The organism is Pedobacter sp. GW821-FHT01D05 (assembly GCF_059422505.1).
On the sequence record NZ_JBWKXA010000012.1, the window covers coordinates 14,687 to 32,492 of the forward strand.

Consider the following 17,806-nt stretch of genomic DNA (forward strand, 5'->3'; position numbering starts at 1 on the left):
TTTAGATGTTAATAAAGTCCAGTTTTCTCACAATCCTGATACCAGTCTTCTAGTGCCTCTTTTAATGAAAATTGTAATTTATAAGGCGAAAGACTAAGCTTTTCTCCAGAGATATTTGTGGAAATCATTAATTTTTTTACCCGATCAGGGTGGATACCGCTGATCTTTTTGCCAAAAGTTCTGGCGCCAAAGTAAGCACCGCCTGCTGCCGATTTTAAAGCCCAACCCGGAACCAAAATTTTAGGCGCCTTGGTATTAGTGGCCTGTGCCATAGTAATACAAATTTCCTCAATGGTAGGAGCAGGGAAATAAGTTAAATTGTAGGTGACATGACCTGGCTTTTCCTTTTGACCAGCTTCATATAATATCCTGGCCACATCCTTTACGTATACACTAGCCTTTATGGTATCCTTTCTTCCAGGATAAAAGAAGAACCCTTTTTTTAGTGAATTATATAATCGGGTAAAATTACCGCCCTCTTGCTTACCAAAAACTACTCCTGGCCTAACAATTACCAATTTTCGGTTTTCAGGATCTTCTGACTGCCAAAGCTTATGGATATATTCTGCCGTTAACTTAGAAATACCATAAGGTGTATTCGGCATAGGCAAAGTTTCTTCTGTTTTATAATCTTCAGAGGCACCATAAGGGGCTATAGAACTCGTAAAAACAATTGTTCTAATGTTATTTTTACGAGCAAAATCACATATATTCTGAGCACCATATATATTTGCCTCAAAATATTCATGATCGGGATGACCAGGAGTCGTATGTACTGCAGCTAGATTATAAATAATACTACCGCTAACGTTATCTAAATCTAAGAAAATCGGCTTACGGATATCAAGTTCAGTAAATCCATCGCTAACCTTTTTACGGATGTCGTAGCTAGTTACTTGATCAGGAAGCTTTAAAGTTTCTGTTATGTACCGTTTTAGGTGTGTTCCTATAAAACCAGATCCACCGAATATTATATGATTCATTTATTTATTTTCTAATTTGTCCCAATATCTGCTATGCATCGAAAAATTCTTTTTCTGTTTTAATGATAATTTATCATGCATCATACCTAATTTATATCCCAAAAATTTTGCTCCAATAGACATGATCATTTTAGGAAAAACCAATGGGTTATGTTTAAATACATACTTTAGTTCGGATTTTAAGTATTTAAATCCTTCCCCTCCTGCGGAGCCAAATTCTTTTAATAACCACTCATTTGTTGAGTGAAATACACCAATATCAAAATATCTTTTAAATTCTTCCTTCGTTGTATAATCGTGCGAATGATAAACTTCCGCTTCTGCCATATAAGCAATTTTCCATCCCTTGATTAACATTTGCCCACCAACAATAACATCTTCAGCAAAAATAGTATGGCTGGGGAACCCACCAACTTCTTCCAATGCAACCTTTCTATATGCAGCATAAGAATTTGAACAGGATGCAGTTTTAATTCCTAATTCATCTTTATCACTTAGTTGCTTAACCCTTGATACTGCATTGTAGTTAAATAACCGCGCATGGGTTTCTAGTGTTTTAGCTCCCTTATGCGGCAACTGCCTTCCATAAGCAATCCCAACAGTTGAATCATCAAATGCAGCTACAAGCCGATTAAAAGAATCTTTTCCTTTTAAAATACAATCTTGGGTGAGATAAATTAATATATCGCAATCATCGGCAGCTTCGGCCAACAACTGCCTCGCATAACCATGATCAAAATCTGTCTTGTTTATATTAATAATTTCAAAGCCCGAAGACTTTGCCTCCAATTTAGTATTATCAACAGACCCTGAATCAAGAATTATTTTCCGGTCAACCTTTGTCGTTTGGAGATTAATTGAATCTAATACTTGACCCCATAATTCTCCTGCGTTTAGTGTAGGAATTAATAAAGCTATTTTATGCACGTTCATTAAATTAAATTTTATATGCTGATGAGTGAGCTACGGCAAATTTATAAGAATTAACCAGCTGAAAAGTGTTAATAAATAATGCTGAAAATACCTTGGCAAAAATAAATTTTCTTTGCAGAAAACTAACCCCATGAGGGTATCTAGCTAAAACATTTATACCTACTCTTTTCTTTACATCATCAAACGTCTCATTATGACTGTGCTTAACATTAAACATATGAAAATAATATATTCTTCTAAACTTTTCCACAGTCTCATCAGCCCAGAAAGCATCTTCACTTGCTATAACAGGTTTAAATTTAACTGCCTCCCAATGTGATCTGGAAACGATCGAAGCTGCGTTAGAAAATCGATGATTATCTACTTTCATTTCTGGCTCAGCACTATCACTCGCAGGAAAGTTATATTTTAAAAATACTTTATCATATATAGAACATCCAACCTGCTCATTAGGTACTTGCCTAAAATATCCAGAAAGAGTTCCGATTTTATCAATAAATCTTTGAACTTCTTCAACTAGGTATTGACTTTCTAATTCAACGTGACCTGAAAAAAACAAAACATGATCTCCCTTAGTTAGCTCCATCATTAGATTACACGTCTCTCCAAAGGAAAATTCTGAACTAGCTATGCTATATAAATTACAATTTTCTTGTTCTAAGAACTCCAATGTACCGTCTGTACTGCCACTATCCAAAAAAACAATATCCAAATACCGATAGAATGTCTGCGCCTTTAGTGAGTCAAAAAAAAGCTTAATCCACTTGAACTCATTTTTGACGCGTGTTGCAATCGAGAATTTAATTTCTGATGTATTATCCTGCGATCTGATTTTTCTAAGAGTTTGAAACTGTTGCATTATATTTTTTTATAATTCATAAAAAACAAAATAAACCAAACATATTGGAATGCTACAGGTAAATAGAAAAAATGATTGTAAAAAATTGAAAGTATTATACATTGAAACGTAATGGCACGGAAAAAAAACCTTTTGGAACCAGTAGCCCACCAAGTTAAATTACTTATTAACCCTATCACAAAAGCAAATATTCCTAATCCATATTTGCCCATATCCATATATGAAGACATAAATGCACTGCTAACATTAAAAGCGGGTGTAACAAGATTACCAGATACAGTATCTTGTTGGCCGAAAACAATATCTCTAATAAAACTAGGCAATAGCAACGATAGTGTATTGGGAAATAAGTAACTTAATTCGCGAACTTCAAACTGAAAGTTGAAGATTAAGTTATTAATTGGTGTAGTAAGATAAACGTAAACCCATAGAAAGCCTGAGGGCAACCAATTAGGCCAATTATCACTTGGTTGTGCTAACTCATAAAATGCATCTGCCCCACTTCTCATGTCTCCAACTATTCCAAATAGAAAAATAACTATAAATCCATAAATAGCAACGGTCTTGATTAACGAGAGTTTATTTTTTGCCATAATGAAAAAGATAAAAGTTATCTCCATTAACATAACGATTATAACTTGACGACTTATCACGATTACATACCAAAAAATTAAAAAAAGCATGTAATATAAATACTTTTTGTCCTTATATTTTTTGAATAAATAGAATGACAAAACACAAAGCATCATTCCCAATGCATTTAACAATCCATGAACAGATTGTATACCAAAATCAAAGTATGTTTTGCCATTTTTTAAAAGTAGCCAGAGCACAGGTACTCCTCCTGAAACGATAATTTCTATAATGGTTAAAAATACCCAGATCTTAATAAATAAAAAATATCGATTTTTTAGTTTTAAGCTTAGATCTACAACAGATACACCTACCTTTATTTTTTTCTTTGGGAGAAATCCAGCTAAATACCCTGCAGTAAAGCAGGCAAAGACCATTAAGAAAAAAGTTATTGCATCATTTACTGATGATTCAAGCAAATTACTTAGCCTTAAAGACAGCAGGAAAATAACGAATATCCATGTACCAGCAAATAAGAGTACTGGCTGGAAATATTTCATGATGACATTATCGGTAAGTCTTGGCATATATAATTATTTAGTTCGAGTCTTAAATATGATTGCTAACAAAGCACAGTTGCCTTTTAAAATCTTTCGATATATTTTCGTTCGACAATTGATTTTGTGCCTTTTTTAAGTTTTCTAACTGCTCAAAATATTCTTGTTTTTTTTCTCCTTTAATTATTGACCTTATTAGTTCAGCCATATCATCTATACTTTCACACAGATATCCAATATTACCTAACTTATCAAAATAGTACTCCAAATAGCTATTTTTTATTGCAATTATTGGTTTAAGGTATTTTATTGCATCAAAAAAAGTACCACTTGGGCAAAGTTCATAGTATCCTCCTGTTTTAAAAAAATATATAAAATAGTCTGATTTAGCCAAAGATTCTTCAAAAACTGAATTAGGAATAAAGCTTCCATCTCTTTTTAAAACATCTACAAATTCATTTATAAATGGTTGAAGTTCGGTTGCTACACTTCCAATTTGAGTTAGCTTTAATTCATTATTGGAAATATGAGTTCTAAGTATTTGAGCCAAATCAAAAAGAGATTCTGAATTCTTAATTAATGTTGCCGTACCGATATTTGACAAAGTTAGAATTTCTGCCTTAGCTTTATTAAAAACGTTATTACCAGAATATTCATAAGGGTGATCAATTACAATAAAAGAATTGTCAGAGATGGATGGGATTGTGGCTATTAATTTATCCTTTATACTTTTACCATAAATTAAAGAGTTGTTAAACTTTAAATTTCTATTAACCATCATTTTTTTAATAAAATAGCGGAATATCTTTGTAACAAGCTTATTTTTGTCCAAAAGTAGTACGCCCAAATCACCATGATGGCAAATGATAATTTTTTGTTTATATATACCCGCTAAAAAATTCACAAACAATGCAGTAAATGGGAAACATGAAGTAAAGACAATGAGTTTTGCTTCATGTTTTTTTGCTTGTCTGAACATTCTACAGGATAATCTTGCCTGTCTGAAAAACTTTAGAGCTAAGTTAGTCTTTTTATCCTCTTTGGGTTTATACTTGTAACTATTTAAGACCAAATTTTGTTTGCTCAAATATGGCTTTTCAAGTAGCCTTTTAGAATGCAATTCATCTGCGTATAAATGCATTATATCGCCCGAAAATGTGATCTGCAATATTTCCAAAATACCAGCATTTACTATCACATGTTTCTCCCCCTGCATCTGTGGCTCAACTACTATAATCATCTTTTTGAAGTAAATTAATTAATCAAACCATGGTAACCATGTTGGGTTATAATCAAGATCTTTAGATCTATCCTTTATAAATTTAGCAGGTACGCCACCAACCATTGTATAAGGGAGAACATCTTTTGTAACCAGAGCACCAGCACAAACGATAGCTCCTTCTCCTATGACTACTCCAGGTAAAATTGTTGCCCGCGATCCGATCCATACGAAATTACCAATAACAATATCCTTAGATTTAAAAGCAAAATTCCTAGAATTAATATCATGATCACCTGTAATAATGTGTACATGAGGAGATATAGAGGTAAAGTTGCCAATCTTTAATTTTCCCCGACCGTCTAAAAAACATTCTCGATTAATAACACATCCATTACCTATCTCAATATTTCTGCCATAAATAAAACAATTTAAATGAATGCTTGATTGCTTTCCTAACTTGATTTTTAACACTTTTCGATAATAAAAATGCCTTAACGAATAGAAAGGAATTTTATTAACCCAATAGTTTGGGAAATAATCAAATATGAATGCTTTAAAAATAGTATAAAGGCCTAATAACGGTGAATTACTTAAAGAAATAAGTATAACCATTTTTAAATATGCAGAAGTTACTAATGGCGTGATTTTCTTATGCGCCCGCAAAACATTCAGCCTTTTTTTTAAAAAAACATTACTTTTCTTAAAACTGTCATCTGTAACGGTTATAGTTCTATCATAAAACTTTATATTAGTTTCATTTTTAGAGAAGCGAACTAGCAAGTCGTAATCAAACAAATAATTTTTATCAAATCCAATTGGAAAATTCTCTTTTAATATAAAATTTCTCTTCACAATTATTTCACCGAATAAGGGAGGGATACCTTCTAAAGGTTTATTTGTATTATATGATGAAACTTTATCAACAAGAGCCCCGTCTGGAAGCCTAATTTTTTGTCTGCAATAAAGTAAGTCTAATTCAGTAGTTACAAGATAGTCCACAAGATCTTTGACAGATTCTCTTTCATAGAATTGTAGACTAGATGGCAGAACATAAATATACATCCCTGTAGACACTTCTATTGCCTGTTTTAAACTAAACCCAAAATCAGTTCCCTCATCGTCAACATGAATATACTTCACTTTGTCAATCGTGAAAAATGTTTTAGCTACAGAAGCTTTAGCGCCTACCACAATTAACTCGATTTTTTCCTCAGACGTAAGTATACTTTCAACCAAATGGTCAAAAATTAACGAGGTTTTCTCTTCAAGTATTAAAACAATTGATAGAATTACTTTGCTTTCCATATTAAATACTCAACTATGGCTTAATGTTTCCATTAAGTCTCTTTTTAAGTTCGATTGAATTATCAACCACTCTTTCTGAAGTATTAAAGTAACCTTTTAAATAACTTTTAATATAGTAATATTTAATCATTTGCTGTTGATAAAAAGCAAATAATAAAACTTTAAAATTATATTTTTCAGATCTAAATCGTAGCCAATTCAAAAAAGTTGAAATATATGATTTAAATCCTATTGCAAGCATCAGGTTGATAACAATAGCACTAATATTTACATCCTTTTCAAGGATATAAAATGTTATATTAAAAATTAAAAGAACAATAAAAAGAACTTGAAAGGATAGAGATATTAAATGCTTAAATAACATTGATACATTTGATTTAGCCTCTCCTTCTCCCAAACCATATCTTCCAGCTTCTTTCAAAAAGCCTATAGGCAAAACGTGACGTCCCCAAAAAACATTAGCCTCATCAACCATTAAAATTTTGTACCCTGAAGCTTTTAACTCCAATCCAAATATAAAGTCATCTCCCGCTAAAGTTAACCATTCGCAATATCCCCCTACTTTATCAAACACTTCTCGTCTGTAAGCTATTGATCTAGATGAAGGTATAAATCTGGCAGCTTTAACATTAATACTATAGCCATTATTATTAATATATGCAGCTTTAGCTGCTAGTGAATTTTGATCGGCCTCAATAACACTAAAGCTTCCACCTACAACCATTACCTCAGGATTTAAAAGAGGATTAGTAATTGATTCAAGCCATTTATTATTAAAGCGACAGCCAAAATCAGTACTTGCAATAATATCATACTTTGCTGTTCTAATGGCAAGATTACGCCCCTCTGCTACATTACAGCGATGTTTCTGTAATACAATAATAGGAATATTTGAGGTATCTCTCCATTCTAAAAGTTTTTCGTAAGTTCCATCAGAAGATCCAGCATCGGTAATGATAATTTCGGAAGGTTTTACAGTCTGACTTTCCAGGTCAGCTATAGTTTTTTCTAAACGACTGCTTTCATTAAATACTGTTGATACTAAGCTAATTTGCATAAATAATTTACTTTTTAAACTTCAAAATATTAGATACTATTTCCTCAATAAACTTACTTCTAAACAATAGTAACTGGAATAATATAAAACTAACTATATATACAAAAATTGATAAAGCCATCATTGATAGAGACGATAAGTAGTTCTTGAGGCCAAGAGTCAATAAGAGACTTGGTAGTAAAGATAAAACAATTAGAGACAATAGTTTATAGTCAAAAGTTATAGCTATATTCTTTCTTGCCCAGATATATATGTATACACAAACGGTTAGTTCTGCTAACAAACAAGAAATTGCTGCCCCTGTAAAACTATAAATCGGAATTAATATAAAGTTAGCCGTAAGACTCACAACAAGTCCTAAAACAGTAGCGTGTAGTATTTTTCTCTCTTGCCCAATAGGTAATAAATATTGTGTTCCAAAAACATTGCATAACCCGATGATTAGAGGAATTAAAGATAGAATCCGTAATACATTGATAGCTGGCAAATATTTTTCACCCGAGATTATAGTTAAAATTTCTTTAGGGAAAACAAAGCAAAAAAAAGAAAAAGGTAAAGCAATTAAGAATATTACATTAATTGACTTTGCCATTAGATCCTTAATCGCTTCATTGTTTTTATTGGCATGTAACACTGACATCCGTGGAATTAATACTGTTCCTATACCAGCGATTAGCAACCAAAACATCTTTACTAATTTCAAGGGTACGTTATAAAAACTAACTGCCACTGGTGTTGTAAAAAAACCCAAAATAACTGTATCTAAAACAGTATATACGCTTATAGAAACATTTATGCTAAATAGAACTAATAGTGGTTTAAGATGAATTGACAAATTTAATTTCTCAGGCCATCCCTTATAGAAATGTTTATAGAAATTGTAAAAATTAAGAAATGAATTTGCAAATACTAGCAATGAAAGAATTAAAAAATAAAGAACATAATCGTCTTGCTGCTTAACCAATACCAATATTGCTATTACGCTAAGGCTTTTGATTATTAATGATCTTTTGGTTATGTAGCTGAAATTTTCTATTCCTTGATAGTACCACTCGATCAAAAATGAATTTGACAAGATTGATAAACATGCAATCTGTATTAAACTAATTTGAGAGCCCAATTTTGGAATAAAAAAATGTAGGGCAAAAAAAATACAGCAACAACTAAGCGCCAAGAAAAATTGTAATATTACAAGCTCTACAACTAGATCAGAATTTCTTTTTACATCATGTTTATGTTTTGCAATTTCTCTAACACCATAGAAGGGTATACCTAAAGAAGACAAAATGATGAAATATTGCGAAAATGCATCAATAAAGAATATACTGCCTAAACCATTACTTGAAAGAACCCTTGTTACATATGGAAACGTAATTAAAGGAAATAATATTGTTGATGAAGTAAGTATAAAATTACTTATTACGTTCTTTTTTAAACTCATTTTATCATTTAGGCCAAATTTATTTTTTGTGCTAGGTCTAAACTGCTTTTAATGCAAACATCCATATTGTAATACTGCCATTCTCCAAATCTACCAAGGGTATGAAGGCCAATATCTTGAAGATATTTTTTAACAGTAGTCGTCGCCGAATCATAATTCTCATCAAAAACTACATAGGCATGTTCTGAAACGTTATAATCAATTGGTCTTTTCAAAAAACTATCTTTTTTACCGTTCTCTATCATCTCTTCCCTGGTCTTCTCTCCCACAACCTCTGACATTGAGTAATTTTTCTTTGGCTTGAAGAAACTTCCAATATGAATATATCTATGAAAAAAATTATACGATTCAGGTATATAAGTCCAGGTTCTATCTGTCTCTTCAGTTTCCCAGAACATGGTAGTTACTTTATTATAACGCAATTTATCTGCTGCATCTAAAACTTCATCAGGAGTACCCTTTATTAAATGTGGCAATATGTTTAAAGGCAATGTACTTATCACTAAATCATACTCTTTTTCTCCATTTATAAGCCATTTTTTTCCTGTCTTTTCTATTGCATTTACACTAAAGTCAGTTAAAATTGTCAAGCCCTCTGCTAACTTGTCTATAAAAGTATTTTGATCATTAGTATCTGGGTAGTAAAAACTTGCATGTGGCATTTTGTCACTCTCATTACTAATTAAACCCTTAAAAAATGATTCCTTATTCGGGATAGGCAATTTTCCATCTACCCAAGCAGGGCTCATTTCACTCGGAGGCCTATTCCAGATTTTAGAATTATAAGGGATAAAGTAAGTTTCTGCTAATGTATTACCGAATTTTTTTCTAAACCAGTCTTCCAAATTTTCATACACATTATCGTCCTCTGCGCTCAAAAAATCTCTAGTAATATCAATTGCTAGCTCCGGCGCAAAGTCGTGAATCTGTTGTATTGCGTACTCTATAGGATAAGAAACCTCTTCTCCCCGTAATTTTATTACGGCATTACGCTGAACCTGATGCCAGCTGTCTTTTGGCAAAACTTCATTAAAAACAAAGTCCATTACATCAGGGTATTTAGAGTTAAAGCAATGTCCACCTACTGGATGATATGCAACACCTTCGACAGTTTTCGTTCTCGCAATTCCGCCATGTATTGAATGCCTTTCAAGTAATTCAACATCATGTTGCTTAGATAGCATTCTTCCTATACTCAGGCCGGAAATACCAGCTCCTAATATCCCAATTTTCATTTTAGTTAATTGTTTTTATTTTTGAAATCTTCATAAGCCAATCTTAGCCCTTTTTCTAAAGTGGTCGCATAAGTCCATCCAAGATTAGTTAATTTAGAAACATCCATTAGCTTTCTCGGTGTACCATCTGGTTTAGTGGTATCAAAATTAATTTCACCATGAAAGCCAACGATATCCTTAATCATAAAAGCCAACTCCTTAATACTTAAATCTTCACCACAGCCTATATTTACTAAACCAGCATCATTATAATTCCTCATTAAATGAATACATGCATCTGCAAGATCATCAGCGTACAAAAACTCTCTTTTTGGAGAGCCACTACCCCATATGCTTACAGATGATAGATTGTTAATTTTAGCTTCATCAAACCTTCTGATTAAAGCCGGTAATACATGCGAATTCTCTGGATGATAATTATCGTTCAAGCCATAAAGATTCGTGGGCATCACAGATATGTAGTTACAGCCATATTGCTGTCGATAGGCATCACACATCTTAATTCCTGCAATCTTTGCAATCGCATAAGGTTCATTGGTAGGCTCCAATTCACCTGTTAACAAATACTCTTCTTTGAGAGGTTGAGGAGCCATTTTTGGATAGATACATGATGAGCCCAAAAACATCAATTTTTTCACATCAACACTTCTTGATGACTCAATAATGTTACTCTGAATCATGAGATTCTCATAAATAAAATCTCCTCGATAAGTATTATTAGCAACAATGCCGCCTACTTTAGCAGCAGCTAAAAAAACATAGTCAGGCCGTTCATCTTCAAAAAAATCCTTTACAGCGCGTTGATCTCTTAAATCAAGTTCTGCTGAAGTACAGAAAACAAGATTAGTAAAACCTTCTTTTTGTAATTTTCTAAATATTGCCGAGCCAACCATTCCTCGATGCCCTGCAATATAGACCTTTGCATTTTTATCTTGCAAATACAATTCAGACATTATTCGTATTGATTTTTAATGGTATAACCATGAGATTTCAATAGTGATTCTTTCCTGAAATGATCCACATCAGCCGCCACCATTTCTTTTACTAAAGCAGCCAAATCATATTTAGGTTCCCATCCTAGTTTAGTTTTGGATTTGGTAGGGTCTCCAATCAATAAATCCACCTCCGTAGGGCGGAAATATGCCGGATCAACCCCTACAACCTCTGTTCCAATCTCAACTTGAAATTCAGGATTTGAACATGCAGATACAATACCTTTTTCTTCAACGCCTTCTCCAGTAAAATCAATTATTATCCCAACTTCAGCAAAGGCCAAACGCACAAATTCACGAACTCTCGTAGTTACTCCGGTAGCAATCACGTAATCCTCAGCCACATCTTGCTGTAATATCCTCCACATGGCCTCAACGTAGTCCTTAGCATGCCCCCAGTCACGTTCTGCATCCAGATTGCCTAAAAATAATTTTTTCTGTAGACCTTGAGCTATTTTAGCAACCGCACGGGTGATTTTACGAGTTACAAAAGTCTCACCCCTTAATGGACTTTCATGGTTAAATAATATTCCATTACAAGCAAACATATTATAAGCTTCGCGGTAGTTCTTAGTAATCCAAAACCCATAAATCTTTGCAACACCATATGGGGAACGTGGATAAAAAGGTGAACTTTCATCGTAAAATCCTTTAGCATTTTTATTCTCTGGCATTCCACCATATAATTCAGATGTAGATGCCTGATAAACCTTAGTCTTTTTTTCCAAGCCTAAAATTCTCACTGCCTCCAATATTCGTAAAGTTCCGATTCCGTCTACATTAGCAACATATTCAGGTGAATCAAAGGACACTTTTACATGACTCATTGCACCTAGATTATAAATTTCATCTGGTTGGATCTCTTGAACAAGTCTGATTAAATTCGTTGAATCAGTCAAATCTCCATAATGCAGTTTAAACCTAACATTATCATCATGAGGATCTTGGTAAAGATGATCGATGCGATCTGTATTAAACAAAGAACTTCTTCTTTTAATTCCATGAACCATATAACCTTTATCTAGCAACAGTTCTGCTAGGTATGTTCCATCTTGTCCTGTTATACCCGTAATTAGTGCAACTTTCATTTTTTCTACGAATTTTTAAATATATTTTTAAGCTTGGTGAATGAATTAGGCTTTTTATTTTCCCCGTAGGTACCATAGCCATAGCCATAGCCATAAAGTTTGGTATCGATGTCATTCACAACTATACCTAAGTTTTTCATTTTACCACTTGTAAACAATTCTTCAACTATATTAAGTTGATCCTTTTGCGTAACCTTTTGACGCACTAAGTAAAGTGTTACATCGGCGTATACCGATAGCAATTGTGCATCAGTTATAATTCCAATAGGAGGGGCATCCATTATAATATAATCAAATTGTGTTTTTAATTCTTCAATCAGCCCAGGTGTATGTTCACTTAATAATGTTTCAGCAGGGTTTGGTGGTAGTGGACCAGACGATATGATGAACATATTCTTATTTATCGTTAATGGCTTTACAATGTCAGTAACTTTGATTTCAGGGCTAATTGTATAATTGCTAAAGCCAACCGAGTTATCAATGCCCAATTTTGCCGAAAGACCAGGTTTTCTCAGATCAAACTCCATTAACAATACCTTTTTACCTGCTAGCGCTAGAATATTACCAAGATTTATTGCCGTAAATGATTTACCCTCTCCACTCATACTTGATGTAAGCAGAATAACCTTTTCATTGTTATTCTTTAAATAGAATGAAAGATTGGTCCTTAATGCTCTAAATTGCTCAGATATAGCCGATCTTCCTTGATTTGCTACAATTAAATTATCATCACTTTCGTTATGATTTATTTCGCCAATTACTGGTACCTGCGTAAATCCACCGATTTCATCCTTAGTTGTAACAGTTGTATTGAATAACGCTTGACTAAAAATTAATATTATAGGAAGCAAAATGCCAATAATCAACCCAATGGTATAAACTATATTTTTTTTAGGGGCAATTGGAAGTAGTTCAGATTTTGGTGGATCAATTGTTTTTGCAATTGAAATATTAGCTGTTTTTGAAATATTTGTTTCTTCCGCCTTCTGCATTAGAAAAATATATAGCTCTTGCTTAATCTGTTGGTTTCTAGCTAATTTAAGATAATTTTTTTCAACTTCCGGAACTCCTGAAATTTTACCCTCTGCCTTTAACAATTGACTTTTAAGCCTATTTCTAGTCAGTATTGCTGAATTTTTACTACTCTGAACATTTGAAAGTATATCACTTTTCAATCCCTTTATCTGAGTATCGATATTTTGAATGAATGGACTTTCTTCAGTTACACTTAAAAGCTGTTTCTCTCTTTCAATTAAAAGCGCATTATATTGGCTCATTAAATTAGAGAAAACCATATCAGTTGGTATTAGTGCTGACGGAAAAACCCGCTTTACATTACTGTCATCAGTCAGATATTTCTCCAGATCATTTAGCACGCTTACTTGAGTCTCAGCTTTTGCCAGATCAGTACTAAATTCGCCAGTATTCTGCACGAGAAGTTTACCTTGCTCACTCATGTCTGCTAATTGATTCCTTTGCTTAAAGCTTTCCACATTATTTTCAACGTCACCTAATTCTGAGGCAATAACATTAAGACGTTCCTTGATAAAACGATAAGTACTATCAGCTACAGCATTCTTATCACTTAGATTAGATTGGGTATATCTATTAATGAGTGTATTCAAAATATCCTCTCCCTTCGCTGGTACAGGGTAAGACAAACCCAAGTCGATTATGCTGACTTGTTTATTACTTACTGTAACACTAAGCTGTTTCATGAGTGATGCAACCCGAGTATCAATAGAGTTAACTTTTATAAAGTATTCACTTTCGTCCATTTTAAGCCCGGAATTTTCTACTAGTTGGATTATCCCTACTCCTGGAACATTAAATTTTTCACCAAATGCAATTGTTTTTTCAAAGTCACGGCTGGTAATTTTTAGTTTATTCGTAGCAACTTTTATTACTTTAAAATCAGTAGCATTAATTGTATCAACACTTTTAATGAAAACTAGGCTAATAGGAGATCTATAAAGTTCACGGATAAAAAACTCAGTTTTTTTTGAATAAACAACATTTAAATGCATATCCCTAACAACCTGTTCCATTAAAAAACGAGTTTTTAAAATTTCGGCTTCATTATCAACAGAATTTTTTGATCCCATAAGCCCTCCTAAATCCATTAAAGAACTAGCTTGTTTACCTAGATTACCACCCTTTTCATCGTCGTTAACGATAAGCTTAGCTCTAATCTGATAGGTTGGAGCGGTGTATTTCCCATAAATAAAGGCGATTAATAAACATACAAAAATACTGATAACAAACCAGGGCCACTTATTTAGTAATTTGTTTATTATTTCTTTAATATTGATGCTATCCTCTTCTTCTACACGGGAAACCATATTTCTTTCGGTTAGATTATTCATTACAATTTTTACGGGATCTATTTAAAACTAGAAATGGCTAGCACGATTACTGAAATAACAGAGGCTATTACGCCAATAGTTTGAATTTGAGCAGAATTTGAGGCAGATACCTTTCTTTTATTAGGTTCTACATATACAACGTCATTTTGCTTAAGGTAATAGAATGGGCTATTAAATATTTTACTAGAATTTAGATCCAATCTAACAAACTCTTTCTTTCCATTATTATCACGGACGATTAATACATTATCTCTTTTGCCATAAATCGTTAGATCGCCCGCCAAACTAAGCGCATCTAATATACTTACTTTTTCATTTGGCAAAGTATATGTAGAAGGTGAATTAACTTCACCAAGAACACTCACCTTGAAATTTGCAAATCTTAATTGAACATTCGGTTCTTTGTAAACAGCAGCAGCTTTTTCTCTAATTAATTCACGTGCTTGGTAAGTTGTTAAACCAGCTACCTTAACTTTTCCTATTAGAGAAAGCTCTACATCCCCATTTCTATCAACTAAAAAACCTGAAACCTGCTGAGCGGCAACTGCTGTGTTGGCACCTCCACCTAAAACAGTATTGCTGGCTGCTTGATTCACTATCGCCCCACTCTGTGGATTGAGAGTAAAAATATTAACACTTAAAATGTCGTCAGACTGTATTACTGGCTCAGTGAAAACAGCCGCACTATCTAATTTAGCTTGTTTAATAGATTGAATATCCTGAAAATAAGCTATTTTCTTATTGCTCACACAGGATGTGCTAAGGGCTACCACTACAGAGAATATTAAGTATCTCAGCCCTTTTATTACATTATTCTTATTACTCATAGGTATATATCCGTTCAAAACGTTAATCATTTCAAACCGGTGGCAAACTTAATCATTTAATTGTAAAACAAGAAAATCGTAACGAAGGATAATCCTTCGTTAATCTAAAATTCGTAACTTTCAGGGTTATTGTAATATATTTTCAATTGGAAATTAGCTAAGCAAAACAGAAGAAAATATTTGCTGATTTTTAAATTCGTAACTACCAATTAGGTCATAAATCCTACCTGAATGAACTGCTTCCATTATTGTATTCAGATGTTTATCATGATGTAAATCAGTTGCAGCAAAATCATACATCTTTTCTTTAAGCAAAATTTCGGCCAATTGTTTAACCTCTTTACCATAATAGCCCAATACGGATAGTAAATTTAATTGTAAAAGACACCCTTTTTCTTTAAATCGCTTTAATCGACTTCTATCTTTAAAATAAAAAGTATAGCGTTCAGGATGAGCTAGAATAGGCTTATATCCTTTAATTTCTAAATCAAAAATGGTTTGACTAATCCCTGGACTTTCATTTAAATAAGACATCTCAATCAATAAATGCTTCTGATCTAAAGTACATAACGGCCCGTCCATTTTAAAATCCTGATCAACCATATACTCTGCACCAGCACTCAATTTCAAAGAAATATTGGCTTTATCCATTTCATGTTGTAGTAAATCTTTTGCACTGAAGATTGTCTCATTTGTATTTGGATACAATTCTTGATAGATATGTGGCGTAGCAATCAATTGATCAAACCCCAGTTCCTGTAATGATTTAACAAAACGCAAAGAAGTAGCCAGATCTGGAGAACCATCATCGATACCGGGCAATATATGCGAGTGCATATCAACGCCTAGCCAGGAGATATCAGTTACTTTATTCTTTTTTGTAAAAAAACTTAACATATTTATAGCAATGGAATATCAAATTAACTCGCCTTATCATAATCACTCGTTTACAAACGAAATAATTACTGTAATAATATGCGAATTGAAAGTATTATTTATAGAACAACAAAAGTATTCTGATTAACGAGTTAAATTTAAGGAAATTCGTACTATTTTCCAATAAAGAGTAGATTAAATCAGACAAATAGTCGAAAATGATGCTTTAAAAAGAATTTACAGCTTAATTTACACAAGAGAATTAACAAAAATATAACCTACACGCTATCAACAATACTTCAGAAATGTAATTCTAAATAGTTAAGGCTTTAAAATATCCCTCTTTTAAATATTTGTCTCTTTTCATTAAATGAAGATCAAAAATTACCTATCTTTAAGCTGCTAAATTATATTTAGGTTCCCATCCCAATTGAATCTTTGATTTCGTTGGATCTCCCAGTAACACATCGACTTCTTTAGGCCTGAAATATTTAGGGTATACCCTAAATATTCTACTAAAAAACAGTTTTCCAGCGTCTAAGCCTAAACGACTAAGTACCTCCACATCTAAACTGACTATTACACACTTCCCGTTTTCATCCTTTCCCGAAAATTCTATATCAATCTCCAATTAGGCAAAACTCATGCGTACAAAGGCACGCACGGCGGGTGGTAATGCCCAACGTCATTAAATTAAGGGATAAATCGCAAAAGCATGTCATCCTGAGCGTAGTCGAGGCGCATTTATTTGCGTTTTATCAATCTCAAGAAGTCTTCGACTACGCTCAGGGTGATAACTGCGTTGCTTAACTTAATGACCTTATGGTAATGCCTGTTGCACTAACAAAACATCAGGTTTTTCTTATCGGCTTGGGTTTGCTGTTATGGGTAACTTTTTGTCTTACCACGTCCTTACTTCCGCGTTTGTAAAAAACAAGATCTCCGAGTTGCCTGTTAATATTAATAATTCCATTCTGGATAGCCCTAATTTTAGTATATTAGGTTAAACAAAAGCATGATCACTCAATTTAATCGATCTGATTAAAAATCTCAAAAAATATCTCAAACCCCACCTTTACTCCGCATTTACCCCACGTTTAGGCCACCTTCCGGTCAGGCTTGGCTATGCCTTGCTGTACACCTACTTGCCTACTGCTTCGGACTTGCTTTGGTTGAAACAGCACCACGTTGAAGATCAGCGATGTCAAAGATTTGCATCGCTTTAGGTTGGCGGGTTAACAATAGTTAAAGAAAAGGTGAAGGGAAACATAGCCTAGGGTTATTTTGGGCCACAGCTGTGTCGGTATTGGGGTATAGAAAATGGTGGGGGAAGGCAAAATACAAAAGCACGAATATATTAGCCTCTTATGGCTATCGGATGACGACTATATTAAAGTACAAAGATCTCTCCACTACGGTCGTATTCTAGGTTTACCACAATTGCAAATTTATTTTAAGAAAAACTCTTTTTTTGGAGTTTTTTTTAGCTTTT

The 17,806-nt window shown here is 33.2% G+C and carries 14 protein-coding genes and 1 pseudogene; all 15 read right to left on the bottom strand.

All coding sequences use genetic code 11. From position 1 onward, the window contains the following. Positions 1-8: 8 nt before the first annotated feature. The 15 genes and pseudogenes from AC07VK_RS24645 to AC07VK_RS24715 all read right to left on the bottom strand — a co-directional run bounded on the left by AC07VK_RS24645 (position 9) and on the right by AC07VK_RS24715 (position 16,879). Positions 9-983: an NAD-dependent epimerase/dehydratase family protein gene (locus AC07VK_RS24645; protein ID WP_492963962.1), complete on the bottom strand. Its 975-nt coding sequence runs from the start codon at positions 981-983 to the stop codon at positions 9-11. Beyond that, positions 984-1,916: a glycosyltransferase family 2 protein gene (locus tag AC07VK_RS24650; RefSeq protein WP_492963960.1), complete on the bottom strand. Its 933-nt coding sequence runs from the start codon at positions 1,914-1,916 to the stop codon at positions 984-986. Between the two features lie 4 nt (positions 1,917-1,920). After that, positions 1,921-2,775 (bottom strand): glycosyltransferase family 2 protein, encoded by an 855-nt coding sequence (locus tag AC07VK_RS24655; protein WP_492963958.1) that lies wholly within the window; start codon positions 2,773-2,775, stop codon positions 1,921-1,923. Further along, positions 2,775-3,935, bottom strand: coding sequence for an O-antigen polymerase (locus tag AC07VK_RS24660; RefSeq protein WP_492963957.1), 1,161 nt, complete (start codon positions 3,933-3,935; stop codon positions 2,775-2,777). Before AC07VK_RS24660 ends, AC07VK_RS24655 begins: the two co-directional genes overlap by 1 nt. A gap of 22 nt (positions 3,936-3,957) precedes the next feature. Next, positions 3,958-5,145, bottom strand: coding sequence for a hypothetical protein (locus AC07VK_RS24665; protein WP_492963955.1), 1,188 nt, complete (start codon positions 5,143-5,145; stop codon positions 3,958-3,960). Between the two features lie 83 nt (positions 5,146-5,228). After that, positions 5,229-5,376 (bottom strand): annotated as a pseudogene (locus AC07VK_RS24670) (DapH/DapD/GlmU-related protein); the annotation flags it as partial. 1,069 nt (positions 5,377-6,445) lie between these two features. Beyond that, the gene (locus tag AC07VK_RS24675) at positions 6,446-7,489 is read right to left on the bottom strand and encodes a glycosyltransferase (RefSeq protein WP_492963953.1); all 1,044 of its coding nucleotides are present in this window, start codon (positions 7,487-7,489) and stop codon (positions 6,446-6,448) included. Between the two features lie 7 nt (positions 7,490-7,496). Continuing rightward, entirely contained in the window at positions 7,497-8,930 is a 1,434-nt protein-coding gene (locus tag AC07VK_RS24680; RefSeq protein ID WP_492963951.1) for a flippase, read from the bottom strand. An 8-nt stretch (positions 8,931-8,938) separates the two neighbouring features. After that, positions 8,939-10,165 (bottom strand): protoporphyrinogen/coproporphyrinogen oxidase, encoded by a 1,227-nt coding sequence (locus tag AC07VK_RS24685; RefSeq protein WP_492963949.1) that lies wholly within the window; start codon positions 10,163-10,165, stop codon positions 8,939-8,941. Positions 10,166-10,170: 5 nt separating this feature from the next. Further along, positions 10,171-11,118, bottom strand: coding sequence for a GDP-L-fucose synthase (gene fcl, locus AC07VK_RS24690; protein ID WP_492963947.1), 948 nt, complete (start codon positions 11,116-11,118; stop codon positions 10,171-10,173). Beyond that, positions 11,118-12,245, bottom strand: coding sequence for a GDP-mannose 4,6-dehydratase (gene gmd / locus AC07VK_RS24695; protein WP_492963945.1), 1,128 nt, complete (start codon positions 12,243-12,245; stop codon positions 11,118-11,120). Before gmd ends, fcl begins: the two co-directional genes overlap by 1 nt. 5 nt (positions 12,246-12,250) lie before the next feature. Beyond that, entirely contained in the window at positions 12,251-14,611 is a 2,361-nt protein-coding gene (locus AC07VK_RS24700) for a GumC family protein (protein ID WP_492963943.1), read from the bottom strand. A gap of 17 nt (positions 14,612-14,628) precedes the next feature. Further along, on the bottom strand, positions 14,629-15,438 hold the full coding sequence (locus AC07VK_RS24705) for a polysaccharide biosynthesis/export family protein (protein WP_492963941.1): 810 nt from the start codon (positions 15,436-15,438) through the stop codon (positions 14,629-14,631). 153 nt (positions 15,439-15,591) lie between these two features. Beyond that, positions 15,592-16,335 (bottom strand): tyrosine-protein phosphatase, encoded by a 744-nt coding sequence (locus AC07VK_RS24710; protein WP_492963939.1) that lies wholly within the window; start codon positions 16,333-16,335, stop codon positions 15,592-15,594. 373 nt (positions 16,336-16,708) lie between these two features. Then, positions 16,709-16,879 (bottom strand): GDP-mannose 4,6-dehydratase, encoded by a 171-nt coding sequence (locus AC07VK_RS24715; protein WP_492956154.1) that lies wholly within the window; start codon positions 16,877-16,879, stop codon positions 16,709-16,711. Positions 16,880-17,806: the final 927 nt, after the last annotated feature.

What these genes read in the sequence shown, in the direction of transcription:
- AC07VK_RS24710 (WP_492963939.1), bottom strand. Translation starts at nt 16,335, where the DNA reads ATGTTAAGTTTTTTTACAAAAAAGAATAAAGTAACTGATATCTCCTGG.
- gmd (WP_492963945.1), bottom strand. Translation starts at nt 12,245, where the DNA reads ATGAAAGTTGCACTAATTACGGGTATAACAGGACAAGATGGAACATAC.
- fcl (WP_492963947.1), bottom strand. Translation starts at nt 11,118, where the DNA reads ATGTCTGAATTGTATTTGCAAGATAAAAATGCAAAGGTCTATATTGCA.
- AC07VK_RS24675 (WP_492963953.1), bottom strand. Translation starts at nt 7,489, where the DNA reads ATGCAAATTAGCTTAGTATCAACAGTATTTAATGAAAGCAGTCGTTTA.
- AC07VK_RS24650 (WP_492963960.1), bottom strand. Translation starts at nt 1,916, where the DNA reads ATGAACGTGCATAAAATAGCTTTATTAATTCCTACACTAAACGCAGGA.
- AC07VK_RS24665 (WP_492963955.1), bottom strand. Translation starts at nt 5,145, where the DNA reads ATGATTATAGTAGTTGAGCCACAGATGCAGGGGGAGAAACATGTGATA.
- AC07VK_RS24645 (WP_492963962.1), bottom strand. Translation starts at nt 983, where the DNA reads ATGAATCATATAATATTCGGTGGATCTGGTTTTATAGGAACACACCTA.
- AC07VK_RS24660 (WP_492963957.1), bottom strand. Translation starts at nt 3,935, where the DNA reads ATGCCAAGACTTACCGATAATGTCATCATGAAATATTTCCAGCCAGTA.
- AC07VK_RS24680 (WP_492963951.1), bottom strand. Translation starts at nt 8,930, where the DNA reads ATGAGTTTAAAAAAGAACGTAATAAGTAATTTTATACTTACTTCATCA.
- AC07VK_RS24655 (WP_492963958.1), bottom strand. Translation starts at nt 2,775, where the DNA reads ATGCAACAGTTTCAAACTCTTAGAAAAATCAGATCGCAGGATAATACA.
- AC07VK_RS24700 (WP_492963943.1), bottom strand. Translation starts at nt 14,611, where the DNA reads ATGAATAATCTAACCGAAAGAAATATGGTTTCCCGTGTAGAAGAAGAG.
- AC07VK_RS24685 (WP_492963949.1), bottom strand. Translation starts at nt 10,165, where the DNA reads ATGAAAATTGGGATATTAGGAGCTGGTATTTCCGGCCTGAGTATAGGA.
- AC07VK_RS24705 (WP_492963941.1), bottom strand. Translation starts at nt 15,438, where the DNA reads ATGAGTAATAAGAATAATGTAATAAAAGGGCTGAGATACTTAATATTC.